This window comes from Pseudomonas sp. Pse1, assembly GCF_024519635.1.
In the GTDB taxonomy this organism is placed as follows: domain Bacteria; phylum Pseudomonadota; class Gammaproteobacteria; order Pseudomonadales; family Pseudomonadaceae; genus Aquipseudomonas.
Window position 1 is genome coordinate 99,961 of record NZ_JALJRO010000014.1, and the last position, 25,940, is coordinate 125,900.

The window sequence follows — 25,940 nt, forward strand, 5'->3', positions numbered from 1 at the left end:
TTTCCGGAAAGACCTGTGACTACTTGCGCTTGTGCGAGTCTCTCCAGATAAAGAATCCAAACCCAGCGAAAAACAGAATCATGAGGCTGACAGTCAGCACTCCGGCGATCACCACATTGTCGAAAAACATGACTGGCCTCCTGTGCTTGCTTCGTTGCGATGGGCCTAAGTTAACCAATCGGACGCAGGAGAAAATTGACCGGGATCAATAGCGCCCAAGACAGGGCGTAAAGGAAGGGAAATAACTGACGTATATCAACAAATGCGGGGGTTCAACGCTTCTTCGGTTTATTTTTCGGCTTTTTCTTCGCCTTGCCCAAGGGCATGGCCTGCTCGAATGCCTGGCGCACTTCGTTCAGGCGTTTTTCATTAAGGTCATGCACGCGCTTGGCGCGCTCGGCATTGAGGTCGATCAGCTTGTCGTCTTGGCTCATGGCGCAGTTGGCTTCTTCCAGATTCAATACGGGCGCGGCACAGCGACTATTGTCACCCTGCCCGCCAGGGATTTGCCAATAATGCGGTCTGCGGCTGGCAATAACCAGCCTGCGAGGCAGCCGTGAGCATGACAAATCCTGTGGAAGGCTCAGACTTCTATATCCACCCACAACCCCTGGCGAGGCTGCTCATCCATGAGCGGCGCCACCGGCACCGTGTGATCGGCATTCAGTTCATCACCCGGGATTGCCAGGTACGCTTCGGGGTCGCCGTCGGCTTCACGCCGGCGCTTGTCCTGTTCCTGTCGACGACGCTGCTCATCACGCAACGCCATGGCGGCTTCTTCGGGATCGCGCTTTTGCAGGTCAATCGTGCTTTCACTGGAACTCGGCTGCACCGGCACCACCGGCGGCATGTCCGGGCGCGGGCGAACCGGATCCTGCTGGGAGGTGATTGGCACGGCACTCAAGGGCAGCATCGGTGGCAGCATAATGGGTCTCCTGTCGGCAAGCTGTCGGCGGGTCGACCAGCGACTTGAGCCATCGGTCGCAAACTTGTGACCGAGTTGACACTCAAACGCCCCATTCGACGTGATGCGCTACCGTAAGACTAGTAGTTTTTATGAGAGTCCTTTGGCTCTGAAGGCAGCGATCCGTTAAGATAGTCGGCTTTTTCAAGGCGGGAGTCAGGCAGCATGGCGCAGCAGTATCAACCGGGGCAACGCTGGATCAGTGACAGCGAAGCGGAGCTAGGTTTAGGCACCGTTCTGGCACAGGACGGTCGCTTGCTGACCGTGCTCTACCCGGCCACTGGCGACACCCGCCAGTATGCGCTACGAAGTGCGCCCCTGACCCGCGTGCGGTTCTCGCCGGGTGACACCATCACCCACTTCGAAGGCTGGAAGATGACCGTGCGCGAAGTCGACGATGTCGACGGACTACTGGTCTATCACGGGCTTAACGCCCAGAACGAGCCTGTCACCCTGCCGGAAACCCAGCTGTCGAACTTTATCCAGTTCCGCTTGGCCAGCGACCGTCTGTTCGCCGGCCAGATCGACCCACTGGCCTGGTTCGCCCTGCGCTACCACACCCTGGAACATACCAGCCGCCAGTTGCAGTCGTCCCTGTGGGGTCTGGGTGGCGTCCGTGCACAACCGATCGCCCACCAGTTGCACATTGCCCGTGAAGTGGCTGACCGAATCGCCCCGCGGGTTCTGCTGGCGGACGAAGTGGGCCTGGGTAAAACCATCGAAGCCGGCCTGGTGATCCATCGCCAATTGCTGTCCGGTCGCGCCAGCCGCGTGCTGATCCTGGTTCCGGAAAACCTCCAGCACCAGTGGCTGGTGGAGATGCGCCGGCGCTTCAACCTGCAGGTCGCGCTGTTCGACGAAGAACGCTTCATCGAAAGCGATGCCAGCAACCCGTTTGAAGACACCCAGCTCGCCCTCGTCGCGCTGGAGTGGCTGGTGGACGACGAGAAGGCCCAGGATGCGCTGTTTGCAGCCGGCTGGGACCTGATGGTGGTGGACGAAGCGCACCACCTGGTGTGGCACGAAGACCAGGTCAGCCCGGAATATTCGCTCGTCGAGCAACTGGCAGAGACCATTCCCGGCGTGCTGCTGCTGACCGCCACCCCGGAACAACTGGGCCAGGACAGCCACTTCGCGCGTCTGCGCCTATTGGACCCGAATCGCTTCCATGACCTGCAGGCCTTCCGTGCCGAAAGCGAAAACTATCGCCCGGTCGCCGAAGCCGTCCAGGAGCTGATGGACCAGGGTCGTCTGTCGCCAGCGGCGCACAAGACCATCCACGGTTTCCTCGGCAACGAAGGCGAAGCTTTGCTGGCTGCGGTCAACGATGGCGACGTCGAAGCCAGCGCCCGTCTGGTGCGCGAGCTGCTCGATCGTCACGGCACCGGTCGCGTGCTGTTCCGTAACACCCGCGCCGCGGTTCAGGGTTTCCCGGAGCGCAAACTGCACCCGTATCCGCTGCCGTGCCCGGACGAATACCTCGAGCTGCCGCTGGGCGAACACGCCGAGCTGTATCCGGAAGTTAGCTTCCAGGCCCAGCCGGACGCCAGTGAAGAAGAACGCTGGTGGAAATTCGACCCACGCGTCGAGTGGCTGATCGATCAGCTGAAGATGCTCAAACGCACCAAGGTCCTGGTGATCTGTGCCCACGCCGAGACTGCGATGGACCTGGAAGACGCCCTGCGCGTACGTTCCGGGATCCCGGCCACGGTGTTCCATGAAGGCATGAACATCCTTGAGCGTGACCGTGCGGCAGCCTACTTTGCCGACGAGGAATTCGGCGCCCAGGTGCTGATCTGCTCGGAAATCGGCAGTGAAGGTCGCAACTTCCAGTTCGCTCATCACCTGGTGCTGTTCGACCTGCCGTCGCACCCGGACCTGCTGGAACAGCGAATCGGCCGTCTCGACCGGATCGGCCAGAAGCACACCATCGAGCTGCACGTGCCGTACCTGGAAACCAGCCCGCAAGAGCGTCTGTTCCAGTGGTACCACGAAGCGCTGAACGCTTTCCTCAACACCTGCCCGACCGGCAACGCCCTGCAGCACCAGTTCGGCCCGCGCCTGCTACCGCTGCTCGAAGAAGCCGACGACGGCGAGTGGCAAGCGCTGATCGACGAAGCCCGTGGCACCCGCGAAGCGCTGGAAGCCGAGCTGCACAGCGGCCGTGATCGCCTGCTGGAGCTCAACTCCGGCGGTGCCGGCGAAGGTGATGCGCTGGTGGAAGCGATCCTCGAGCAGGACGATCAATTCGCCCTGCCGATCTACATGGAAACCCTGTTCGACGCCTTTGGCATCGACAGCGAAGACCACTCGGAAAACGCCCTGATCCTCAAGCCGAGTGAAAAAATGCTCGACGCCAGCTTCCCCCTGGGCGATGACGAAGGCGTGACCATCACTTATGACCGCAACCAGGCACTGTCTCGCGAAGACATGCAGTTCATCACCTGGGAGCATCCGATGGTCCAGGGCGGTATGGACCTGGTGCTGTCAGGCTCGATGGGCAACACCGCCGTCGCGCTGATCAAGAACAAGGCGCTCAAGCCTGGGACCGTATTGCTGGAGCTGCTCTACGTCAGTGAAGTGGTTGCACCGCGCTCGCTGCAACTAGGTCGCTACCTGCCACCGGCGGCCTTGCGCTGCCTGCTGGACACCAACGGTAACGACCTATCGGGCCGGGTTTCCTTCGAGACCCTGAACGATCAACTCGAAAGCGTGCCACGTGCCAGCGCCAACAAGTTCATCCAGGCCCAGCGCGATCAACTGACCCCGCGAATCAACGCAGGCGAAGCGAAGATCACCCCGCGTCACGCCGAACGTGTCGCCGAGGCACAACGCCGCCTGGCCGCCGATACTGACGAAGAATTGGCGCGCCTGACAGCCCTGCAGGCCGTCAACCCGACCGTACGCGACAGCGAACTGGTAGCCCTGCGTCGTCAGCGCGAGCAAGGGCTCGCCATGCTCGAAAAAGCGGCACTGCGCCTGGAAGCGATTCGGGTGCTGGTCGCCGGCTAACGGTCTGTGAGAGTCGGCTAACAGTCTGTGGGGGCGGGCTTGACCGCGATGAACGATAACGCGCGTTACCTGAAATAACGCAGTGCTTTCATCGCGGGCAAGCCCGCCCCCACAAGATCCAGCCAAAAAAATGAGCATCATCACGCAGCAGCGTCCGGCCGCCAGGGCTCATGCGGTCGCCACAGCTACACCTGGCTCCGCCACCGGCACCAACCCCTCCTTCATCCGCTTGGCATCACGCACAAAACAGCGCGCAGCCAGGAACAGGAACACCGTGGTCAGCAGCAACGCCACCGGAATCAGGTACATCGCATCGTGCAAGCCGACCGCCTTGAACGCCTCGGTCATTTGCTCAGCCCCCGCCGCCAGCATTGCACTCTTGGCAAAGTGATCCGATAGCCCGCCCACGACCACCGGCCCCAATCCCCCGCCCAACAAATACAGACCGGCAAAGAACAACGCCATCGCCGTGGCCCGCAAACGCGGCTCAACCACATCCTGGATGGCGGTGTAGACGCAGGTGTAGAAGTTATAGGCAAACAACCAGCCCAGACTGAACACCCCTACGAACACTCCAATTTCGATCCGCCCGGCATGCAGCGCCCAAGCGGTGCACAGGGTCGAAATGATCAGACTGAAGGCGGCAAACAACAGCCGGCCATTGGCAATTCGCTGGTGGATCTTGTCGGCCACCCAACCGCCCAGCGTCAGACCGAACAAGCCTGTCACCCCGACGATGACCCCAGTGGCCACCGCCGCCTCCTGCAGCGGTAAGCCGAAATAGCGCTGCAACATTGGCACGAGGAAGGAGTTGCAGGCGTAAGTGGCGAAGTTAAAGCACAGCCCCGCCATCACCAGCCACAGGAAAGTCGGGATCGCCAGTACCCGCCGGATCGGCCGGTCCACACGCTCTTGGGAGACCGCTACGGTTTCCGCCGCGCCACGCTTGGGTTCCTTGATGAAAAACATGAACACCGCAAGGATCAGCCCCGGTACCGCCGCAATGAAAAACGGTGCCCGCCAGCTGTCAAAGGCCTTGACCATCGCGCCAATGGTGAAGAATGCGAGCAGTAACCCCAAGGGCAGTCCAAGCATGAAGATGCCCATGGCCCGCGCCCGGCGATGGGCGGGAAATAGATCGCCAATCAGCGAGTTGGCGGCCGGTGCGTAGCTCGCTTCACCAATGCCCACGCCCATGCGCACGATCAGGAAACTCCAGAAACTGCCCACCAGCCCGTTAACCGCCGTCAGACCACTCCATACCGCCAGCCCCCAGCCCATCAGTTTGCTGCGCGAACCCGTGTCGGCCATCCGCCCCAGCGGCAGGCCGGCGATCGCATACACCAGGGTGAACGCCGTGCCAATGATCCCCAACTGGAAGTCGCTGAGGTGCCACTCCATGCGGATCGGTTCAATAATGATGGCCGGTATCGTGCGATCGAAGAAGTTGAACAGATTGGCCAGGAACAGCAGGAACAGAATGCGCCAGGCATTCGCCGCTTGGGTCGAGTTCTGCATGGGGTCCGTCTCGTCTATTTATTGTTATGAGGGCTCCGCCACCACGCGCATACGAGCCCGGAATCCGCAATCTAGTCAGGCCCGAGACGGCTGTCTGTCATTATTCGCCAGGGTGATAGGGGCCTATGGCAAGTACTCGAGCAAGTCGCCTGCCTTATTTCCAATCGCAATAAAATCAATTCAAAAATATTAAGAGGCAATGCGCCACTATCCAGTGCAGGCTGTGCACGGTCTCTATACTCAAGCCATTGGCCGGCACCCAGGCGGCGTAAAGACGAGGGATGCTATGGATTGGCTGCGCTTTACCAGCGAGCTGCCGCAGAGCAGCGGTTATGTCGTACTCGACTGCAGCTACAGCACAACGCTGGTACTGCTGGCCTATCTGGTTGCCTGCGCAGCCAGCTTCGCAACGCTCGACATGGCCGAGCGGGTCAGTCACGCCGAACATCCAGCCTCAAGGCGGCACTGGCGTTGGGCGGGGGCCGGGTGCCTGGCCGGTGGAATCTGGGCCATGCACTTCATCGGCATGCTGGCCTTCCTCGCCCCGATCAACCTCCACTATGACCTCCCCATCACCCTGCTTTCGCTGCTGATCGCCCTGATTGCCGGCGTTCTGGCCATGAATACCCTGAGTGCTGCACGGCTCGGCCCATGGCGCTATGGGCTAGCCTCGATCGGTGTCGGCCTGGGCATCGCCACCATGCATTACGTGGGCATGGCTGCCATGCATTCCGACGCCAGCCAATACTTCGAGCCTTGGCTGTTAGCCCTGTCGATTGTGATCGCCATTGTTGCCAGCGGCATCGCCTTGCTGCTCTGGCACCTGCTGCGCGATGGCAGCGGTGTCCTCCATCAGACGCTCAAATACCTCACCAGCCTGATACTGGGCGCCGCCATTGTCAGCATGCACTTCACTGGCATGTGGGCAATGACGCTGGTATTACCCGAGAGCATGCCCGTCCAACCGGCCTCGGACGACAACCAACTGCAATTGGGCATGACCATTGCCGTGATTGCCTTGCTGGTGATCGGCAGCACCATCAGCGCCGCCTTGGCCGACAAGAAATTGCAGCTCAAGGAACATGACCTGCAACGGGTCCAGGCCCTGCTCGGCCAACTCGACCAGGCACGGATGTCACTGCAACAAGCCGCGCATTACGACAGCCTGACCAACCTGCTGAACCGGCGCGGTTTCAATCAGCTGTTCGCGGAGAAAATCGTCGAAAAAAGCGCCCACGGCGGCAAGCTGGCGATCATGTTCCTGGACATCGATCATTTCAAACGGATCAACGACAGCCTCGGCCACGATGCTGGCGACGACTTGTTGAAGATCCTCGCCGGACATCTCAAAAGCTCGATACGCAGTCATGCCGATCTGGTCGCGCGGTTTGGCGGTGATGAATTCTGCGTGCTGCTCAACTTGCAGGAGCAGGACGAAGCCCGACATGTGGCGCTGCGCATCCTGGCCAGAATGAAAGAGCCCGTCGCACTGGCCGGCCGCAGCATGGTCATGACCACCAGCATCGGGATCAGCCTGTACCCGGACGATGGCCTCACGTGCGAAGAACTGCTGAAAGATGCCGACCTGGCCCTCTATCAAGCCAAGGCCAACGGCCGCAACGATTTTTGCTTTTTCAATGAAGCCCTGAAGACCAAGGCAACGACCGCCCTGCAGTTAGAGGAGGAACTGCGCAATGCCCTGCGTCAGGACCAGGGTCTGCTGCTGTACTACCAGCCCATTTACGACCTGGCGACTGGTCAGGTCACCAAGCTTGAAGCATTGATTCGCTGGCAGCACCCGACTCACGGCCTACTGACGCCTGAACGCTTCCTCGCTATCGCCGAAGCCAATGGCCTGATCGCCGAACTCGACCACTGGGTGTTACGCAAGGCCTGCGAGGACCTCAAGCACTTATCCGGGCCAGGCTGTGACTCGCTGAAGATCGCCGTCAACTGCTCGCCGCTCAACCTCAGCCGACCGGAGCTGGCCGGGCAAATCAAGGCCGCGCTGCAGTCTGCTGGCGTTGCCGCACAGCGACTGGAGCTGGAAGTCACCGAGAATGCGCTGATGGGCAACATCGCCGAAACGCTGGAGTTATTGCACCAGATCCGCGAGCTCGGGGTATCGCTGTCCATCGATGATTTCGGCACCGGCTATTCCTCGCTCGCGTACCTCAAGCGACTGCCGTTGAATACGCTGAAGATCGATCGGTCGTTTATCCAGGACATCCCCAACTCACCGCAGGACATGGAGATCGTGCAGGCGATCATCGTCATGGCCCACACCCTGCACCTACAGGTGGTCACCGAAGGCGTCGAGACGCTCGAACAATACCGTTTCCTCGAACGCCTGGGCTGTGACTACATTCAGGGCTATTTACTGAGTTGCCCGGTGCCCCTGGCGGAGTTGCGGCCGATCCTCGATCAGGTCAATCAACGCATCAGCCCTTTGCGTCTGGTTCGCGGTACAGCTGAATCAATGTAGCGGGATCCTTTTCCAGAAAGCCCTGACCACCGTGCAAACGCATCAGTTGCGCAGCCAACCCACTGAGCGGCGTCGCCGCCCCCTGCTCCCGGGAAAATTTCACCGCGCCATCAAGGTCCTTGAGCAGCGTACGCACATGCCATTTCACCGGTTCGAAGCGACTCTCGGCCATTTGTGGCGCCAGAATCTGCAGGGGTTTTGAATCAGCAAAACCTCCGCTCAGGGCCTCTGCCAGCAAGCTGGCGTCGACACCCGAGCGCTCTGCCAGTGCTACCACCTCGGCGATAACCAGGGCATTGCACGCCACAATCATTTGATTGCAGGCCTTGGTCACCTGCCCAGCCCCCACCGCGCCCATATGCGTGACCCGTTGACCCAGGTTCAGCAGGATCGGGCGCACGCGCTGCAGATCGGCGGCCTGACCGCCCACCATGATCGCCAGGCTGCCCGCTTCAGCACCGGCCACGCCACCGGACACCGGTGCATCAAGCCAATCCATCGCGCATTGGCTGGCCAGTTGCGTGGCCATTTCGCGAGTGGCCGTTGGTTCCAGGCTGGAGAAGTCCACCAGCAACTGACCGTTCCTTGCGCCACTGGCCACACCGGCAGGACCAAATACCACCTCGCGCACGACCTCGGTGTTGGCCAGGCAGAGCAGCACCAGGTCGGCGTGGTCACACAGCTCGGCCGGTGTCGCGACCTGGCGAGCTCCGGCCTTGACCAGGGGCGCACATTTTTCCGGGTTGCGATTCCACACCGTCAATGAATAACCCGCCGCCAACAGGCGACGGCACATCGGCAAGCCCATCAGGCCGATGCCGGCGAACGCAAGTGCAGGTAACACAGCCATATGAATGCCTCTGTCAAATTCGGGATCGCACAAATAGTCGCCGATTTGCCGAGGCTTGGGAAAGGTCAGCCAATTACAATCGGAAACAATCGAGTAACCCTACGGCTGCTCCATCAACTGTTCCCATTACGCGAACGTCACCGTCAAGCAGACCTGGCTGTGGCCTTTCTCTACGGCACCGTGCCATCACGCTACGGGGCTACACACTTTTCAGCGCGACTGCGACGCACAAGTTTGGTGCATTCAATCAAGCCTGCGCCCTTTCCTGGATCAGAATCCAGGGTGAAACCACCACCGCCCAGAGCTGCGGATCGCGCTCGAAAAGATCCAACGCCCGCGTTTCAGACAGCTTCGCGAGTTTGTCGGCAGCCAACCAGGCAGCCACTTTCTCGCCTTCGTCCTGCGCAACTGCCTCAGCGGCAGCAATCAAATCCAGAGCCGGATCGACCCACAATAGGGCACCCTTGGCAAAGAACGGTTCGAGTTCTTTCCAGGTAATGGATGCGGTTTCGCCAAGCAGCTTGGCATAGAGGGTGCTAGGTTCTTCAGTCATGGGTCCTGTCCGGAAAAGAAATCGGCGCAATCATAACGTCGGTGGTCCAGCAGAAAAACCCGGATGTAATTGCGTCATCGAACGAAAAGTGCGGGAAAGCCCCATAAAGCCGCTGAACCAGCTATAAGCCCTCAAAAGCCATGCCGCGTTTCTATACTTTTCTTTCAATAAAGCGACACCATCAGGTTTTGTCCCCAGCAGCCAGCTTTTCAAGCGAACAACCGGCGCTCTACACTGTACCGGTACAGTTGCCAGGGGCATTTCCGTCAGAGACTTACGTCATCGATCGGTTCTGCGCCTCAGGCCGCCAGGACTATAAAAATTACAACAGTAAGAGTGGAGCACTATGAATAAGGCTACTAAGCAGATTTCCAAACTGTTTGCCGCTATGGTTCTGGCCGGGGTTGCCAGCCATTCGTTCGCAGCTGACACCATCAAGATCGGCATTGCCGGCCCTAAAACCGGACCTGTAGCCCAGTACGGCGACATGCAGTTCAGTGGCGCGAAAATGGCCATCGAACAAATCAACGCCAAAGGCGGCGTCGACGGTAAGAAACTTGAAGCCGTAGAATACGATGACGCCTGTGATCCTAAACAAGCCGTGGCTGTTGCCAACAAAGTCGTCAACGACGGCGTGAAGTTCGTCGTTGGCCACCTGTGCTCCAGCTCCACCCAACCGGCTTCGGACATCTACGAAGACGAAGGCGTGATCATGATCACCCCGGCAGCCACCAGCCCGGACATCACCGCCCGTGGTTACAAAATGATCTTCCGTACCATCGGTCTGGACAGCGCCCAGGGCCCTGCCGCTGGTAACTACATCGCCGATCACGTGAAGCCGAAAGTCGTTGCTGTCCTGCACGACAAGCAGCAATACGGTGAAGGTATCGCTACCGCGGTGAAGAAAACCCTGGAAGGCAAAGGCGTCAAGGTTGCCGTGTTCGAAGGTATCAACGCCGGCGACAAAGACTTCTCCTCGATGATCGCCAAGCTCAAGCAAGCCAACGTCGATTTCGTTTACTACGGCGGCTACCACCCGGAACTGGGCTTGATCCTGCGTCAATCTCAGGAAAAAGGCCTGAAAGCCAAGTTCATGGGTCCGGAAGGCGTGGGTAACGACTCGATCTCGCAAATCGCCAAGGACGCTTCCGAAGGCCTGCTGGTAACCCTGCCGAAATCCTTCGACCAGGATCCGACCAACGTTGCCCTGGTGGACGCGTTCAAGGCCAAGAAAGAAGACCCAAGCGGTCCGTTCGTGTTCCCGGCCTACTCGGCCGTTGAAGTCATCGCCGGCGGTATCACTGCTGCCAAGAGCGAAGACCCGGCCAAAGTGGCTGAAGCCATCCACGCCGGCACTTTCAAAACCCCGACTGGCGACCTCAGCTTCGATGCCAAGGGCGACCTGAAAGACTTCAAGTTCGTGGTTTACGAGTGGCACTTCGGCAAACCTAAAACCGAAGCTTCGCCTCAGTAAGGCCTTGCCTGACTGACTGCCAATAAAGCCCACGGCGTGCCGTGGGCTTTATTTTACGAACGTATTGGGCCGCGCTGGCGTGATCCGCTAGCCTCCCCACCTGAAAATCTCAAAACCGTCATCAGCGGTTCGCTGGCAATGTTCGAATTCGAGGTGGATGCAGATCCACGGGGCTCGGGCGGGATAATGACTCCACCAGTGAAATGCGTATCAGGTTTTTAGGAGCGCTGTAATGCCTGAGATCTATCACTTTTTCCAACAGCTGGTTAACGGCCTGACCGTTGGCAGCACGTATGCCCTGATCGCCATCGGCTATACGATGGTTTACGGCATCATTGGAATGATTAACTTCGCCCACGGCGAGGTCTACATGATCGGTTCCTATGTGGCGTTCATCGCCATCGCCGGACTGGCCATGATGGGACTCGACAGTGTCCCGCTGTTGATGACCGCAGCTTTCATCGCGAGCATCGTCGTTACCAGTGCCTACGGATACAGCATTGAACGGATTGCCTACCGCCCGCTACGGGGCAGCAACCGCCTGATTCCGCTGATTTCCGCTATCGGCATGTCGATCTTCCTGCAGAACACCGTTCTGCTGTCACAAGACTCCAAGGATAAATCGATCCCCAACCTGATCCCGGGCAACTTCTCCTTCGGGCCAGGCGGTGCATCGGAAGTCCTGATTTCCTACATGCAGATCGTGGTGTTCGTGGTGACTCTGGTGGCCATGTTCGGCCTGACCATGTTCATCTCCCGTTCTCGCCTCGGCCGCGCCTGCCGCGCCTGCGCCGAAGACATCAAGATGGCCAACCTGCTGGGTATCAACACCAACAACATCATCGCCCTGACCTTCGTCATCGGTGCTGCGCTGGCGGCCATCGCGGCCGTACTGCTGAGCATGCAATACGGCGTGATCAACCCGAACGCCGGCTTCCTGGTCGGGCTCAAAGCCTTCACCGCCGCAGTATTGGGCGGCATCGGCAGTATTCCGGGCGCCATGCTGGGCGGTCTGGTGCTGGGTGTGGCTGAGGCATTCGGTGCCGATATCTTTGGCGACCAATACAAGGACGTCGTGGCATTCGGCTTGTTGGTTCTGGTGCTGTTGTTCCGTCCGACCGGCATTCTGGGCCGTCCGGAGGTTGAGAAAGTATGACTAGGAATCTTAAATCGGCGCTGTTCAGCGCCTTGCTGGTGTGGGCCGTGGCCTACCCGGTGCTGGGTCTGAAACTGACCATCGTCGGTATCAACCTGGAAGTCCACAACACCAGCCCGGCCATCCTCGCGACCATTGCCCTGTGCTCGGTCCTGATGTTCCTGCGGGTGCTGTTCAGCCACCAGATCGATGCCGCGTGGAAATCCTCGCCACGCATGCCATTGATCCCGGCCAAGGCCAGCAACTTCCTGACCCTGCCTGGCACCCAACGCTGGATCATCCTGGCGCTGATCGTCGGCGCCCTGGTCTGGCCGTTCTTCGGCTCGCGCGGCGCGGTGGATATCGCCACCCTGATCCTGATCTACGTAATGCTCGGCCTCGGCCTGAACATCGTGGTGGGCCTGGCTGGTCTGCTCGACCTGGGCTACGTCGGCTTCTACGCCGTCGGCGCCTACAGTTATGCGATGCTCTCGCATTACTACGGCCTGAGCTTCTGGATCTGCCTGCCGATCGCCGGCCTGATGGCGGCCACTTTCGGCTTCCTGCTGGGCTTCCCGGTGCTGCGTCTACGCGGTGACTACCTGGCGATCGTGACCCTGGGCTTCGGTGAAATCATCCGTCTGTTCCTGCGTAACCTGACCGACCTCACCGGTGGGCCAAACGGTATCAGCAACATCGAGAAACCGACGTTCTTCGGCCTGACCTTCGAGCGCAAGGCCGCAGAAGGGATGCAGACCTTCCATGAGTATTTCGGCCTGCAGTACAACTCGATCAACAAGGTGATCTTCCTCTACCTGGTTGCCCTGTTGCTGGCCCTCGGTGCGCTGTTCGTGATCAACCGCCTGCTGCGCATGCCGATCGGCCGTGCCTGGGAAGCGCTGCGTGAAGACGAAATCGCCTGCCGTGCGCTGGGTCTCAACCCAACCGTGATCAAGTTGTCGGCCTTCACCCTGGGTGCCAGCTTCGCCGGTTTTGCCGGTAGCTTCTTCGCCGCCCGTCAGGGCCTGGTGACACCCGAGTCCTTCACCTTCATCGAGTCGGCAATCATTCTCGCCATCGTGGTATTGGGTGGCATGGGCTCGCAGCTGGGCGTAATTCTCGCCGCAGTGGTGATGATCCTGTTGCCAGAAATGATGCGTGAGTTCAGTGAGTACCGCATGTTGATGTTCGGCGCCCTCATGGTGCTGATGATGATCTGGCGTCCTCAAGGCCTGCTGCCCATGCAACGTCCTCACATGGAGCTGCGAAAATGAGCCGTGAGATCCTGAAAGTCGAAAATCTGAGCATGCGCTTCGGCGGCTTGCTGGCGGTCAATGGCGTTGCCCTGACCGTCAAGGAAAAACAGGTAGTGGCCTTGATCGGCCCCAACGGCGCGGGCAAGACCACCGTGTTCAACTGCCTGACCGGTTTCTACAAACCGAGCGGCGGTAGCATCCTGCTGGACGGCGAGCCGATCCAAGGCCTGCCCGGCCACAAGATCGCCCTTAAAGGCGTGGTACGTACTTTCCAGAACGTGCGGCTGTTCAAGGACATGACGGCGGTCGAGAACCTGTTGATCGCCCAGCACCGTCACCTGAACACCAACTTCCTGTCCGGCTTGTTCAAGACCCCGGCGTTCCGCAAAAGTGAACGCGAGGCCATGGAGTTTGCCGAGTACTGGCTGGAAAAAGTCAACCTCAAGGAGTTCGCCAACCGTACCGCCGGAACCCTGGCCTATGGTCAGCAACGGCGCCTGGAAATCGCCCGCTGCATGATGACCCGCCCGCGGATCCTCATGCTCGACGAACCGGCTGCCGGCCTCAACCCCAAGGAAACCGAAGACCTCAAGGCGCTGATCAGCGTCCTGCGTGAAGAGCACAACGTCACCGTGCTGCTGATCGAACACGACATGAAACTGGTCATGAGCATTTCCGACCACATCGTCGTGATCAACCAAGGCACACCGCTGGCCGATGGCACGCCGGAACAGATCCGTGACAATCCTGAAGTGATCAAAGCCTACCTGGGGGAAGCGTAAATGCTGCAGTTCGAAAACGTTTCCACCTTCTATGGCAAGATCCAAGCCCTGCACAGCGTCAACGTGGAAATCCGCCAGGGCGAAATCGTCACCCTGATCGGGGCTAACGGCGCCGGCAAGTCGACCTTGTTGATGACCCTCTGCGGTTCGCCGCAGGCACACAGCGGCAGCATTCGCTACATGGGTGAGGAACTGGTCGGCCAGACCTCGGCGCAGATCATGCGCAAGAGCATTGCCGTAGTGCCAGAAGGTCGTCGGGTGTTCTCACGCCTGACCGTGGAAGAAAACCTGGCCATGGGCGGGTTCTTCACCGACAAGGGCGATTACCAAGAGCAGATGGACAAGGTCCTGGGGCTTTTCCCACGACTGAAGGAACGCTTCGCACAGCGCGGCGGCACCATGTCGGGCGGTGAGCAGCAAATGCTCGCCATCGGCCGGGCGCTGATGAGCAAACCCAAGCTGCTGTTGCTAGACGAGCCGTCGCTGGGCCTGGCACCGATCATCATCCAGCAGATCTTCGATATCATCGAACAACTGCGCAAGGACGGTGTGACGGTGTTCCTGGTCGAACAGAACGCCAACCAGGCGCTGAAAATCGCCGACCGTGCCTACGTTCTGGAGAACGGCCGGGTGGTGATGCAAGGCACCGGTGAAGCCTTGCTGACCGATCCCAAAGTGCGCGAAGCGTACTTGGGCGGCTAAGCAAAACGCGATACATGAAACGGCCTTCGGGCCGTTTTTTGTGCGCGCTCACAATCGGTCCAGCGCCTCGCCGCTGCGCTTGAACCAGTCGATCAGATAGTCCGCCAGCACTTGGGTGCGCTTGGGTAATCCGCCCTGATACGGATGCACCAGGTACATCGGCATGCTGCGGGTCTGATAATCGCGCAGCAGCCAGCGCAAACGCCCGTCAGCCAGCTCGGCCTGAAGCAGGTAAGACGGCAGTCGCGCAATCCCGGCATGAGCCAACGCAGCTTTTTTCAGCAGGTTGTAGTGATTGCTGGCAAAAGGCCCGGACACCCGCACCCGCGATAATTCGTGCTGCTGGTGGTAGAGCCATTCTTCACGGCCGCTGTAATGGCTGTTGAGCAGGCAACGATGGCCCGTCAACTGCTGCGGCGTGGTCGGCTCGCCAAACTGTCGCAGGTACTCGGGGCTGGCACAGGTCATTTCATGCCAGGCCAACAGCGGTCGGGCAACCAGGCGCTGGTCGTTGGCCACTTCGGAGCGGATCGCCAAGTCAAAGCCGTCGCGGGCCAAATCGCGGTAACTGTTATTCAGCTCCAGCTCGATCAGGACCTGCGGGTACTGCCGGGAAAACTCCAGCAGCAAGCCATCGAAGAACGTCTCCCCTAGCGAAACCGGCACGGTGAGCCGTACCGGGCCTGCCATGTCGTCCTTGAGCCGCGCCAGCGCTTGCCGTGCGCGCTCGACCTGAATCAGCAGGGCCTGAGCTTGCGGCAGCAACGCCGCGCCCGCCGCCGTCAGGCTCAAACGGCGTGTCGTGCGCTGCAACAACAGCACATCGAAACGCGCCTCCAGCAGGCTGATGCGCTTGGACAACTGACCTTTGCTGCAGCCCAGTTGTTGCGCCGCCAGGGTGAAGCTGCCCGCCTCGATCAGCACCGCGAAGGCGGCCAGGTCGTCCATTTCGCTCATGGATTGTTTCCAATTGAAAACCAAAGGTTGCCTATTAGCACGCTTATCTCCAGAAAAAACCACACTAGACTGAAACCTCGTTCAAACACCCGAGGAATCCCCACGATGAAAATTCTTTTGATTGGCGCCAGCGGCACGGTAGGTTCGGCGATTGACAAGGAGTTGTCCGAACGTCACGAGATCATTCGCATCGGCCGCACCAGCGGCGATTTCCAGGTCGACATCAGCGACAGCGCCTCGATTCGTGCGCTGTTTGAAAAGACCGGCAAGTTCGATGCCCTGATCTGCGCCGCCGGCAGCGTGACCTTCGCTCCCTTGGCGGAAATGACCGAACAGAGCTTCACCCTCGGTCTGCAAGACAAGCTGATGGGCCAGGTCAATCTGCTGCTGATCGGCCGTGAATTTGCCAACGATGGCGCCTCGTTCACCTTCACCAGCGGTGTCCTCAGTCACGACCCGATCCGCAGCGGCGCATCGGCGGCGCTGGTCAACGGTGCTCTGGACAGTTTCGTGCGGGCCGCCGCCATCGAACTGCCTCGTGGCATGCGCGTCAATTCCGTCAGCCCCACCGTGCTGGTGGAGGCGATGGGCAGCTACGCGCCCTACTTCCGTGGCTACAAACCGGTTTCCGGCGCCGATGTCGGACTGGCCTACGCCAAGAGTGTGGAAGGTTTGCAAACCGGGCAGACGTTCCGCGTCGGCTGACCGCGACCGGTTCAGTCCAGGAGGCTCGGTACCAACTCCCGGGCAATGGCGCGCGACATCGCGACTCGGAACTGCGCACCCAGTACTGACTGTACGGTGGCCGTGGTGATCGGCTGGCCATTGATCAACAGGGTCAACGGCTTTCCGATCGATTCCGTACTGACCTTGCGCATGCGTTCCGTGGCCTCGGGGGAAAGTGTGACATTCAAGGCTACAGTCTCGGGGTTGGGGGAGTCGATGTCCTTCAACACCAGCTCCGTTTTGGTGAAGTCCAGGGCCGATGAGAAGTCGATCTCGACAGCCTGAGTGGATGTGCCGACCACCATTGCCAAAAACACCATCCAAACCTTGCAACGCATGAGCATCCTCCTGATCCAGTGGAAAAAACGGCTCCTAGAGTAGCCGATCCCGATCGGCGTCCACCCGCAAGAACCCCGTACACAATGTTGCAGGGGCGCGTTTGAGCGCGCTCGGGCAACACCGGCCTTGTGATCGACGGCCTGCCTGCGTAACGTGGCGGCACCTGTCTGGAGACCCAACGATGCGTGCTGCCCGTTCCCTGATGTTTGTCGCCCTGCTGCCGTTGTTTGCCGGTTGTCAGTTGCTCGAGAGTTCGCCCCAGGCGCCCTCCACGGCCGGCCTGACCCGCATGCAAGGTGAGCTCGGCATGGCCAACGGCAAGCTGGTGTTCAAGCCCTGCCAGGGCAACAACCTGTATGCCGTGCATGACAGCGGCGCCACCAGCGTCATGCAAGAGGCCGCCACGCTGGCCGGCACCCAGCACCAGGTCTTCGCCGATCTGCGTGGCCGGGTGCCCTCGGCAAAAGTCGCGGACGGCCAGGCACAACTCGATGTCCAGCAGCTGTATCGCCTGGAACGCTCAACCGGCGCCTGCAATAGCCCGGACTTCCAGAAACTGATCCTGCAGGCCGGCGGTAATACGCCCAACTGGAGCGTCAAGGTCAGTGGCAACGGCATGGTGGTCGAGCGCGCCGGGCAGCCGGCCCTGGCCCTGCCCTACCTGGAAGAACAGCTGGGTGACGGGCGCTTTCATCTCAGCAGCGAAGCCAACAACCAGCGCGTCGAACTGTGGATCGCCCCCCAGCGCTGCGTCGACCCTAGCCGCCCCAGCGTCCAGTTCATGAGCGCCGAGTTGCGGGTCAACGATCAGGTACAACGTGGTTGTGCCTATTTTGGCGGCGCACGCAGCGACTGATTCGACGAGCTGCTGTTTTAGCCTCACTGGACAGTGCCTTTGCGGCTTATAATTGCCCGCTTGCAAACGCCTTGGCGCATTGGTGCGCCCGCGAACCGGATCCTGTCATGTTACGAATCACCGAACTCAAGCTGCCAATCGACCATCCCGAAGAAGACCTGCGCCCTGCCATCGTGCAACGCCTGGGCATCGCCAGTGATGAACTGCTCGATTTCACTTTGTTCAAGCGCAGCTACGATGCGCGGAAAAAGTCCACCGAACTGTGCTTCATCTACACCATCGACCTCAACCTGCGCGACGAGGCGAAGGTGCTGCAGGCGTTTGCCAATGACCGTAACGTCAACGCCGCACCGGACGTCAGCTACAAGGTTGTAGGCCATGCGCCACAAGACCTGAGCGAACGTCCGGTAGTCGTCGGTTTCGGCCCCTGCGGGATCTTCGCCGGGCTGCTGCTGGCGCAAATGGGCTTCAAGCCGATCATCCTCGAACGCGGCACTGAAGTACGCCAACGCACCAAGGACACCTGGGGCCTGTGGCGTAAAAATGTGCTCAACCCTGAATCCAACGTGCAGTTCGGCGAAGGCGGCGCGGGGACCTTCTCCGACGGCAAGCTCTACAGCCAGATCAAGGACCCCAAGCACCACGGTCGCAAGGTCCTGCACGAGTTCGTCAAGGCCGGTGCGCCGGAAGAGATTCTCTACGTCAGCAAGCCACACATCGGTACGTTCCGTCTGACGGGCGTGGTCGAAAACATGCGCGAGCAGATTCGCGCCCTCGGCGGCGAAGTGCGCTTCCAGCAACGAGTCACCGATGTATTGATCGAAGACGGCCAACTGACCGGCGTCGAGCTGGCCAGCGGCGAGCAGATTCACTCCCGCCACGTGATCCTCGCGCTGGGTCACAGCGCCCGCGATACCTTCCGCATGCTGCACGGTCGCGGTGTGTACATGGAAGCCAAGCCGTTCTCGGTGGGCTTCCGCATCGAGCACCCGCAGTCACTGATCGACAGCGCTCGCCTGGGTAAGTACGCCGGTCACCCGAAACTCGGTGCCGCCGACTACAAACTGGTGCACCACGCAAAAAACGGTCGTTCGGTCTACAGCTTCTGCATGTGCCCGGGCGGTACGGTAGTGGCCGCGACGTCCGAGCCGAACCGCGTCGTCACCAACGGCATGAGCCAGTACTCGCGTAACGAACGTAACGCGAACTCCGGGATTGTCGTGGGCATTACCCCGGAAGTCGATTATCCGGGCGGCCCGCTGGCCGGTATCGAGTTGCAGGAGCAGCTGGAATCCCACGCCTTTGTCCTCGGCGGTGGCAACTACGAAGCCCCGGCACAGTTGGTGGGTGATTTCATTGCCGGTAAACCGTCGACAGCCCTGGGCAGCGTCGAGCCGTCCTACAAGCCAGGTGTTGCCCTGGGCGACCTGGCGCTGGCGCTGCCGGCATTTGCCATCGAGGCCATCCGCGAAGCCCTGCCGGCCTTCGAGAAGCAGATTCGTGGCTACTCCCTGCACGATGCCGTGCTGACCGGGATCGAGACCCGCACCTCGTCGCCGCTGCGCATTACCCGCAACAACGAGTCGATGCAGAGCCTCAACGTCAAGGGCCTGTTCCCGGCCGGTGAAGGCGCTGGTTATGCCGGCGGGATTCTCTCGGCGGGGGTCGACGGGATCCGCATCGCTGAAGCCGTGGCCCGCGACATCCTCGGTCTACCGGCCTGAAACCTTGGCACTGGCGTGACGGGTGCCCGCCCATCACGCCAGTGCCAACGCTTCAAATCCCTGCGCGCAACACATTGTCCGGCAACGGTTCACCGCGTTCGACGCTGGCGGCGACCGTCGCGATCAACCCATCCAACTCGTATCCCTGCGCCTTCAACCACTCCTGATCGTAATAGGTGGTCCCATAGCGTTCGCCGCTGTCGCACAGAATCGCCACGATCGAACCCGTTTCCCCATCCGCGATCATCTGCTGCGCTGCCACCAGGGCACCGATCAGATTGGTTCCGCTGGACCCTCCCACGTGCCGCCCCAGACGTTGCGCCAGGTAATGCATGGCGGCCAGCGACAGAGCGTCTGGGACCTTGATCATGGCATCGATAACTTTCGGCAGGAACGACGCCTCGACCCTCGGACGGCCGATGCCCTCGATCCGCGAACCGCAATCCAGGCGCAGACTCGCATCGCCGCTCTGGTAATAGTCGAAGAACACCGAACGCTCGGCATCGGCGCACAGGACTCGGGTGCAATGCTGGCGATAGCGCACGTAACGCCCCAATGTTGCCGTGGTCCCGCCGGTACCTGGGCTTGAGATCAGCCAGCTCGGCTGAGGATGACGCTCAAAGCGCATCTGCTGGAAGATCGATTCGGCGATATTGTTGTTGGCACGCCAGTCGGTGGCGCGCTCGGCATAGGTGAACTGGTCGATGAAGTGCCCGCCGTGCTCACGGGCCAGGCGCTCGGACTCGGCGTAAATCTGTGTGGGATCCTCCACTAGGTGGGGCTTGCCTCCGTAGAACTCGATTTGTGCGATTTTTTCCCGGGAGGTGGTCGCCGGCATCACCGCAATAAACGGCAGGCCGAGCAAACGTGCGAAATAGGCCTCGGAAATCGCCGTCGAACCGCTGGACGCCTCGATCACCGGTGCTCCTGGCTTGAGCCAGCCATTGCACAGCGCGTACAAAAACAGCGACCGGGCCAGGCGGTGCTTGAGGCTGCCGGTAGGGTGACTGGACTCATCCTTGAAATACAACTCGATCCCCGGCAGACCCGGTAATGGCAGTGGAATCAGGTGCGTGTCGGCGCTGCGTTGGAAATCGGCTTCGATGATACGGATGGCTTCGCGGGCCCACTGTCGGCTGTCGCTCATGGCTGGGTTCTCGTTGACTCGAATGGGGCTGGCTTAATGCTCAAGCTTAGGAAAAAACCTACATAACTCACAGGTACACCTGCGATTCAATATGCCAAGCAACTGCTAGGCTCTCTGCACCGCCGGTTGTAACGACATATAACAAAAAAGAATATAACTTTTGTTTTATCGTCTAACGGTACAGGTTAGGGTGTCCCACCTTTTGAATCCACAGATGGAGAGCGACTTTGCCTCTGCGTAGCACTTTCACGCGTTTCTTTCAGATGGAAGCTGCCAGCGGTCTGTTATTGATCGCAGCCGCCGTCCTAGCCCTGATCATCAATAACTCGCCGATGTCCTGGCTCTACACTGGCCTGCTGGACACCCCCGTGGTCGCCCAGATTGGCGCCCTGAAAATCGCCAAGCCGCTGTTGCTGTGGATCAACGATGGCCTGATGGCGCTGTTTTTCCTGCTGATTGGCCTGGAAGTGAAGCGCGAAGTACTCGACGGGCAACTGTCCAAGCCCTCGCAGATCGTCCTGCCCGGCGCCGCGGCCATTGGCGGTATGGTGGTGCCGGCGCTGATCTACTGGTTTCTCAACAAGGACAACCCGCCGGCGCTCAATGGCTGGGCCATTCCCACCGCCACCGACATTGCATTCGCCCTCGGCGTACTGGCCCTGCTGGGCAAGCGAGTACCGGTGTCGTTGAAACTGTTCCTGATGACCCTGGCCATCATCGATGACCTCGGTGCGATCATCATCATCGCGATTTTCTACTCCGGCGCCCTGTCAACCCTGTCCCTGGCATTGGCCGCTGCCTGTATCGCCGCCCTGATCGGGATGAACCGCGCGGGCGTGGTCAAGTTGGGGCCGTACATGATCATCGGCCTGATTCTCTGGGTCTGCGTGCTCAAGAGCGGTGTCCACGCCACACTGGCCGGTGTAACCCTGGCCTTCTGCATCCCGCTGCGCACGAAAAACGCCGAGCCTTCGCCACTCCAGACCCTGGAGCATGCGCTGCACCCCTGGGTGGCCTACGGCATCCTGCCGTTGTTCGCCTTCGCCAACGCCGGCCTTTCTCTGAGCGGCGTAACCCTCGAAAGCTTCACCCACGATGTGCCCATGGGCATCGCCGTCGGCCTGCTTCTGGGGAAAACCATCGGTGTCTTCGGCCTGACCTGGCTAGCGGTGAAAATCGGCATAGCCGCCCTGCCTCAAGGTGCCAACTGGGGCCAGGTGCTGGGCGTGGCGATTCTCTGCGGGATCGGCTTCACCATGAGCCTGTTCGTCGGCTCCCTGGCCTTTGAAGCCGGCAGCAGCGAATACGCGGGCATGGACCGCATGGGCATCCTGACCGGTTCGCTGTTTGCTGCGTTGATTGGTTATACGGTGATGGTCATGGCGAGTCGCAAGACCACGACAGCATAAGTCGCTCTGAACCGCTCCCCCAAAAACACAAAACCCCGACCAGTCACCTGATCGGGGTTTTGTTTTAACCGTCTGCGCTTAGTGGGAAACGCGGCTGGTGCCATCGACGGTGGAGATGCGTACGCGCTCGCCGACGCGGAACACTTCATTCTCCTGAACCTGCTGCACGTAGGCACGCATGCTGCCGTCGTCTTCACGCACGGTGATTTCTACGCCCTGGGTACGGGTCAGGCCTTCTTCAGTGGCCGAGCCGATCAGACCACCAGCAACCGCACCGATGACCGCGGCAACGATGCTGCCTTTACCGCCCCCGATGGCGCTGCCACCAACGCCGCCAACCGCTGCACCCGCCAGGCCGCCGATTGGGGTCTTGGTGCCTTCGATCTTCACCGGACGCAGGGATTCGATGGTGCCCATGCGGACGGTCTGCACGCGACGCGCCTCATCACGGGAGTAGGAGTCGCCGGTCAGGCTGGACTGGCAACCCGTGAGCAACATCGCCATCGTCGAAAAGGAAGCAACCAGCAGAACAGACTTACGCATAGCATCAACTCCAAAGGACAAGTATTCATTAAACTCCGCAGCTTGACGCCTGTCACGGCGCCGCCGGGATAAAAGTGCTTTCATTCAGGCGCAGTACAGCGCCTGCCAGGGACTCAACACACAGTAGCGGCAAATTCCAGAACCTGCGCCACCGCCTCAAGGATTTCCATGGATTACTTCATCATTGTCGTCACCACCGCTGCCGGTCTGTACTTCCACTGGTGGTTGTACGTACGCATCAAGCGCTGGATGGATCGCGACCTGGCTCTGGCCATGGCTGGTAACGACGAACAGAAAAAAGCTTTCATGCTGCAACAACTGGAACGCGCCAGGCAGCAGAAAATCAAGCGTCGTGACCTGCAACAGTGGCTGGAGGCGGCCGCAGCCACCTACCCTGCCCGGTAGACTGCTCAGGGCGCCAGACGTTCACGGCTCCAGCGATCGCCGTGCAAGCGATAGTTCAGGCGATCGTGCAGTCGACTGGAGCGGCCCTGCCAGAACTCGATGCGCTCGGGCAGAAGGCGATAGCCCCCCCAATGCTCCGGGCAATGCGGCTGGCTCTCGCTGAAGCGCTGCTCGGTGGCCTTGAGCAGGCCCTCGAGCTCGGCACGATCGGCAATCACCCGGCTCTGTGGCGAGGCCCAAGCCCCCAGGCGGCTGCCCAACGGGCGCACCTGGTAATAGGCATCGGACTCCTGCGCACTGACCTTGACCACCCGCCCCTCGATCCGCACCTGACGCTCCAGCGTCGGCCAGAAGAACGTCATGGCGGCGAAGGGATTGACGGCCAATTGCTGGCCTTTGGCGCTTTCATAGTTGCTGAAGAAGGTAAAACCCTGCTCATCCAGCCCCTTTAGCAACAGGATCCGGCAATGCGGGCGACCGTCTGTATCCACCGTGGCCACGGTCATGGCGTTGGCTTCAACCGGAGGCTGCTCGGTTTTCACCGCCTCGGAAAACCATTGGTGGAACAGCGCGAACGGCTCATCCGGAGCCTGGGCTTCGGTCAAGCCATCGCGGGTATAGTCGCGGCGCATATCAGCCAGAGCCTGGGTCATGGCGTTTTCCTTGTGCTGGAGCAATCAGTTAGCAGCTGTAGCCTTGGCTGGCACCGGTTTTTTCGCCGGGGTTGCGGTCTTGGCAGGCTGTTTTTTGGCTGACGCGGCTTTCTTTGCAGGCGCCTTCTTCGCCGGTACAGCTTTTTTCGACGACGATGCTTTTTGATCAGCCAGGGCTGCTGCGGCAGGCTTGACGTCCTGAACCGCCACCATTTCCGCGACCGGCGGGGTTGGCGAGCTGTATTTGCTCAGCAGGGCCAGCATGGTGGTGCGTTGGGTCAGCATGATTTCAACACGACGGTTCAAGGCACGGCCCTGGGCGCTGTCGTTGGCCGCGCGCGGCATCAGGTCACCCATACCACGCAGCATCAGGCGATCACGCTTGAGGCCACCGAGGCTGAAGATCGAGGCCACGGAGGTAGCACGTTCCTTGCTCAACGCTTGAGTTGCCGGGGCGGCGCCCGTCGAGTCACCGTGACCGAGGACCAGTACGGAGGTCTTGGTATCGCCCTCTACCAGCTTGGCGATTCGGGTGAATGGGCCCAGGGTCGAAGGCAGCAGCATCGCTGGACGTTTCGGGTTGAAGGACTCATCGACAGGCACGACGACCACCAGTACGTTCTCGCGACGCTCAACGACCAGGCGCTTGTCCTGAACGGCACTGCGCAGGCGTGGCTCGTAGTCGTCGAGCCAAGCCTGGGTGATTTTCGGATCCGGCATCGGTACATCCTTGATGTCGGCCTTGGTCACAGCCTTTGGCTGGTCGCTGAACGGCCACCACCATTTGCTTTCGGAGTCGGCCTTGGCGGCAGCGGCGGCAGCGCTGGTTGCCGCGATGGGTGCGGTCGGTGCTACGGCCTTGGTGTCGGCCACTGCTGGTTTGGCCGGGGTCTCGTCGGACGAGAACGGCCACCAGCTGCTGCCACCCTCCTTCGCCTTGGCAACAGGTGCCGGGGTGCCGGCAGTCTTGTCCGCAGGAGCAGGAGCAGCCTTGGCGTCCGCTTTGACGTCAGGCTTGCTGGCGCCCTTGTCCGCGACCTTGTCGGAACCGGAACCGAATGACCACCAATGGCCACCGTCGGCATCATTTTGTGGAGTTTGTGCGCAACCAGTGATGGTGAGGCACAGTGCCAGAGTTAAAAATTTGTTCGGTGACATGAGATATCCACAAAATGAGATAAAAAGCTGTGGGTCTTGATGACCCGTCTGAACACACGCTCTGAAACATCAAAGGCCGTGGGGTTCCGTTCCACGACCTTCAGGCATCTTTTATCAAAAAAATGCGATACAGCAACCTTTTTACAGGCAATCGGCGAGAACTCGCACCAGCTTCTGCGCACGCGGGTCCATCAATACGTAAGGCCCCAGGGTATTGGTGACAAAACCAAAGGCCACATCGTACTCGGGATCGGCAAATCCGACCGATCCTCCTGCGCCCGGGTGACCAAAGGCACGAGCACCGAGGCCGAAAGTGGCATTTGCCACGTCCGGTTGATCCAGCATGCAACCCAGGCCAAAACGGGTCCGGGTCAGCAAGGTCTTGTCTTCGCCCAGGCTGTGCTCACGGGTGAGCTCCTCGAGCATTTCACTTTCCAGCAGACTGCCATCCAGCAGGCCGCTGTAGAAACCGGCCAAGCTGCGGGCATTGCCATGGCCATTGGCCGCTGGCTGCTGCATCCGTCGCCACTCCGGCTTGTTGGTGCTGGTCAGGATCGACGGCGGGTTGGTAAAGGCCCGTGTGCTCATGGCCTCCGGCTCGCGCATGGTCACCTGGAGCAAGCGCTGGGCCGCCGCATCGCCGAGGCTGCCTTTACCGCGCGCGATATGTGCGACACGGTGGAATTCTTCATCCGCCAGGCCGACATGGAAATCCAGACCCAATGGCCGGGCCACCCGGGCCACGATCGATTCGCCCGGCCCTCGGCCATCAGCTCGACGCAGCAGTTCGCCGATCAGCCAACCATAGGTGATGGCCGCATAACCGTGGCCTTCGCCCGGCGTCCACCAAGGCGCTTCGGCGGCCAGTGCGTCGACCATGGTCTGCCAGTCGTAGAGCGCCTCAGCTGGCAACAACCCGCGCAGGGCCGGCAAGCCAGCCTGGTGGCAAAGCAGTTGGCGCAGAGTCACTGACTCCTTGCCGGCTGCTGCGAATTCGGGCCAGTAGCGGGCCACCGGGGCATCGAGTTGCAACTTGCCTTCGGCGACCAGTTGCAAGGCTGTCACGGCCGTAAAGGTCTTGGTGCAGGAAAACAGATTGGCGATGGTGTCGCTGTGCCACGCCTGGTGGCCGTCCTTGTCTGCCGTACCGGCCCACAGGTCGATGACGGTCTCGCCACCCACCTGGATACACAATGCCGCGCCACGCTCCTGGGAGTTGTCGAACAGCGCGGCAAAGGCCTCGTGCACCGCTTCGAATTTAAGTTCGTAATGACCCTGAATCTGCACCCGCC

25 protein-coding genes and 1 pseudogene are annotated in these 25,940 nt (G+C 60.4%); 12 read left to right on the forward strand and 14 right to left on the reverse strand.

Annotated elements, in window-relative coordinates; genetic code table 11:
• Nucleotides 1-19: 19 nt before the first annotated feature.
• The 3 genes from ccoM to NR126_RS20110 all read right to left on the reverse strand — a co-directional run bounded on the left by ccoM (nt 20) and on the right by NR126_RS20110 (nt 925).
• Entirely contained in the window at nt 20-130 is a 111-nt protein-coding gene (gene ccoM / locus NR126_RS28760; RefSeq protein WP_027621159.1) for a cytochrome c oxidase subunit CcoM, read from the reverse strand.
• A 142-nt stretch (nt 131-272) separates the two neighbouring features.
• The gene (locus NR126_RS20105; protein WP_008074569.1) at nt 273-434 is read right to left on the reverse strand and encodes a hypothetical protein; all 162 of its coding nucleotides are present in this window, start codon (nt 432-434) and stop codon (nt 273-275) included.
• A 149-nt stretch (nt 435-583) separates the two neighbouring features.
• Complete coding sequence (locus NR126_RS20110; protein WP_027621158.1) at nt 584-925, reverse strand: hypothetical protein; 342 nt, start codon at nt 923-925, stop codon at nt 584-586.
• 204 nt (nt 926-1,129) lie between these two features.
• Here NR126_RS20110 and rapA point away from each other — a divergent pair, with 204 nt between their 5' ends.
• On the forward strand, nt 1,130-3,976 hold the full coding sequence (gene rapA / locus NR126_RS20115; protein ID WP_105755659.1) for an RNA polymerase-associated protein RapA: 2,847 nt from the start codon (nt 1,130-1,132) through the stop codon (nt 3,974-3,976).
• A gap of 168 nt (nt 3,977-4,144) precedes the next feature.
• Here rapA and NR126_RS20120 read toward each other — a convergent pair whose 3' ends face one another.
• A complete protein-coding gene (locus NR126_RS20120; protein ID WP_027621156.1) occupies nt 4,145-5,494 on the reverse strand; it encodes an MFS transporter in 1,350 nt (449 codons plus the stop codon).
• A gap of 286 nt (nt 5,495-5,780) precedes the next feature.
• On the opposite strand from NR126_RS20120, the pseudogene NR126_RS20125 reads away from it, so the two are divergent.
• Nucleotides 5,781-7,976: pseudogene (locus NR126_RS20125) on the forward strand (putative bifunctional diguanylate cyclase/phosphodiesterase); the annotation flags it as partial.
• Here NR126_RS20125 and NR126_RS20130 read toward each other — a convergent pair.
• The 3 genes from NR126_RS20130 to NR126_RS20140 form a co-directional block, all read right to left on the reverse strand.
• Nucleotides 7,936-8,829, reverse strand: coding sequence for an NAD(P)-dependent oxidoreductase (locus tag NR126_RS20130; RefSeq protein WP_256830944.1), 894 nt, complete (start codon nt 8,827-8,829; stop codon nt 7,936-7,938). The pseudogene NR126_RS20125 and the gene NR126_RS20130 sit on opposite strands and share 41 nt — an antisense overlap.
• A gap of 247 nt (nt 8,830-9,076) precedes the next feature.
• The gene (locus NR126_RS20135) at nt 9,077-9,382 is read right to left on the reverse strand and encodes a DUF2288 domain-containing protein (RefSeq protein ID WP_027621153.1); all 306 of its coding nucleotides are present in this window, start codon (nt 9,380-9,382) and stop codon (nt 9,077-9,079) included.
• Nucleotides 9,383-9,412: 30 nt separating this feature from the next.
• Nucleotides 9,413-9,595 (reverse strand): hypothetical protein, encoded by a 183-nt coding sequence (locus NR126_RS20140; RefSeq protein ID WP_146118245.1) that lies wholly within the window; start codon nt 9,593-9,595, stop codon nt 9,413-9,415.
• Between the two features lie 133 nt (nt 9,596-9,728).
• Here NR126_RS20140 and NR126_RS20145 point away from each other — a divergent pair, with 133 nt between their 5' ends.
• The 5 genes from NR126_RS20145 to NR126_RS20165 all read left to right on the forward strand — a co-directional run bounded on the left by NR126_RS20145 (nt 9,729) and on the right by NR126_RS20165 (nt 14,731).
• A complete protein-coding gene (locus NR126_RS20145) occupies nt 9,729-10,856 on the forward strand; it encodes a branched-chain amino acid ABC transporter substrate-binding protein (protein WP_027621152.1) in 1,128 nt (375 codons plus the stop codon).
• Nucleotides 10,857-11,088: 232 nt separating this feature from the next.
• Nucleotides 11,089-12,012: a high-affinity branched-chain amino acid ABC transporter permease LivH gene (gene livH, locus NR126_RS20150; RefSeq protein ID WP_027621151.1), complete on the forward strand. Its 924-nt coding sequence runs from the start codon at nt 11,089-11,091 to the stop codon at nt 12,010-12,012.
• Nucleotides 12,009-13,265 (forward strand): high-affinity branched-chain amino acid ABC transporter permease LivM, encoded by a 1,257-nt coding sequence (locus NR126_RS20155; protein ID WP_027621150.1) that lies wholly within the window; start codon nt 12,009-12,011, stop codon nt 13,263-13,265. The genes livH and NR126_RS20155 overlap by 4 nt, the downstream gene beginning before the upstream one ends.
• Nucleotides 13,262-14,029: a high-affinity branched-chain amino acid ABC transporter ATP-binding protein LivG gene (gene livG, locus NR126_RS20160; protein WP_027621149.1), complete on the forward strand. Its 768-nt coding sequence runs from the start codon at nt 13,262-13,264 to the stop codon at nt 14,027-14,029. Before NR126_RS20155 ends, livG begins: the two co-directional genes overlap by 4 nt.
• A complete protein-coding gene (locus tag NR126_RS20165) occupies nt 14,030-14,731 on the forward strand; it encodes an ABC transporter ATP-binding protein (protein WP_027621148.1) in 702 nt (233 codons plus the stop codon).
• 48 nt (nt 14,732-14,779) lie between these two features.
• On the opposite strand, the gene NR126_RS20170 is transcribed toward NR126_RS20165, so the two are convergent.
• Complete coding sequence (locus NR126_RS20170) at nt 14,780-15,688, reverse strand: LysR family transcriptional regulator (protein WP_027621147.1); 909 nt, start codon at nt 15,686-15,688, stop codon at nt 14,780-14,782.
• 105 nt (nt 15,689-15,793) lie between these two features.
• Here NR126_RS20170 and NR126_RS20175 point away from each other — a divergent pair, with 105 nt between their 5' ends.
• Complete coding sequence (locus NR126_RS20175; RefSeq protein WP_256830947.1) at nt 15,794-16,393, forward strand: short chain dehydrogenase; 600 nt, start codon at nt 15,794-15,796, stop codon at nt 16,391-16,393.
• Nucleotides 16,394-16,404: 11 nt separating this feature from the next.
• On the opposite strand, the gene NR126_RS20180 is transcribed toward NR126_RS20175, so the two are convergent.
• Nucleotides 16,405-16,752 (reverse strand): hypothetical protein, encoded by a 348-nt coding sequence (locus NR126_RS20180; RefSeq protein ID WP_105755663.1) that lies wholly within the window; start codon nt 16,750-16,752, stop codon nt 16,405-16,407.
• Between the two features lie 182 nt (nt 16,753-16,934).
• On the opposite strand from NR126_RS20180, the gene NR126_RS20185 reads away from it, so the two are divergent.
• Together NR126_RS20185 and NR126_RS20190 are read left to right on the forward strand one after the other, a co-directional pair.
• Nucleotides 16,935-17,609: a hypothetical protein gene (locus NR126_RS20185; protein WP_256830949.1), complete on the forward strand. Its 675-nt coding sequence runs from the start codon at nt 16,935-16,937 to the stop codon at nt 17,607-17,609.
• 107 nt (nt 17,610-17,716) lie between these two features.
• On the forward strand, nt 17,717-19,333 hold the full coding sequence (locus NR126_RS20190; protein ID WP_027621143.1) for an NAD(P)/FAD-dependent oxidoreductase: 1,617 nt from the start codon (nt 17,717-17,719) through the stop codon (nt 19,331-19,333).
• Nucleotides 19,334-19,385: 52 nt separating this feature from the next.
• Here NR126_RS20190 and NR126_RS20195 read toward each other — a convergent pair whose 3' ends face one another.
• Nucleotides 19,386-20,480 (reverse strand): PLP-dependent cysteine synthase family protein, encoded by a 1,095-nt coding sequence (locus tag NR126_RS20195; RefSeq protein WP_105755665.1) that lies wholly within the window; start codon nt 20,478-20,480, stop codon nt 19,386-19,388.
• A 227-nt stretch (nt 20,481-20,707) separates the two neighbouring features.
• Here NR126_RS20195 and nhaA point away from each other — a divergent pair, with 227 nt between their 5' ends.
• Complete coding sequence (gene nhaA / locus NR126_RS20200) at nt 20,708-21,889, forward strand: Na+/H+ antiporter NhaA (protein WP_256830951.1); 1,182 nt, start codon at nt 20,708-20,710, stop codon at nt 21,887-21,889.
• Between the two features lie 78 nt (nt 21,890-21,967).
• On the opposite strand, the gene NR126_RS20205 is transcribed toward nhaA, so the two are convergent.
• Nucleotides 21,968-22,432: a glycine zipper 2TM domain-containing protein gene (locus NR126_RS20205; RefSeq protein WP_027621140.1), complete on the reverse strand. Its 465-nt coding sequence runs from the start codon at nt 22,430-22,432 to the stop codon at nt 21,968-21,970.
• 168 nt (nt 22,433-22,600) lie between these two features.
• Here NR126_RS20205 and NR126_RS20210 point away from each other — a divergent pair, with 168 nt between their 5' ends.
• Nucleotides 22,601-22,837, forward strand: coding sequence for a hypothetical protein (locus tag NR126_RS20210; protein WP_027621139.1), 237 nt, complete (start codon nt 22,601-22,603; stop codon nt 22,835-22,837).
• Between the two features lie 5 nt (nt 22,838-22,842).
• Here the strand turns inward: NR126_RS20210 and pdxH are convergent, their stop codons facing one another.
• From pdxH to NR126_RS20225, 3 genes are all read right to left on the reverse strand, one after another.
• Entirely contained in the window at nt 22,843-23,490 is a 648-nt protein-coding gene (gene pdxH, locus NR126_RS20215; RefSeq protein ID WP_105755667.1) for a pyridoxamine 5'-phosphate oxidase, read from the reverse strand.
• Nucleotides 23,491-23,514: 24 nt separating this feature from the next.
• Nucleotides 23,515-24,648 (reverse strand): OmpA family protein, encoded by a 1,134-nt coding sequence (locus NR126_RS20220; protein ID WP_256830954.1) that lies wholly within the window; start codon nt 24,646-24,648, stop codon nt 23,515-23,517.
• Nucleotides 24,649-24,789: 141 nt separating this feature from the next.
• Nucleotides 24,790-25,935 (reverse strand): serine hydrolase domain-containing protein, encoded by a 1,146-nt coding sequence (locus NR126_RS20225; protein WP_105755672.1) that lies wholly within the window; start codon nt 25,933-25,935, stop codon nt 24,790-24,792.
• Nucleotides 25,936-25,940: the final 5 nt, after the last annotated feature.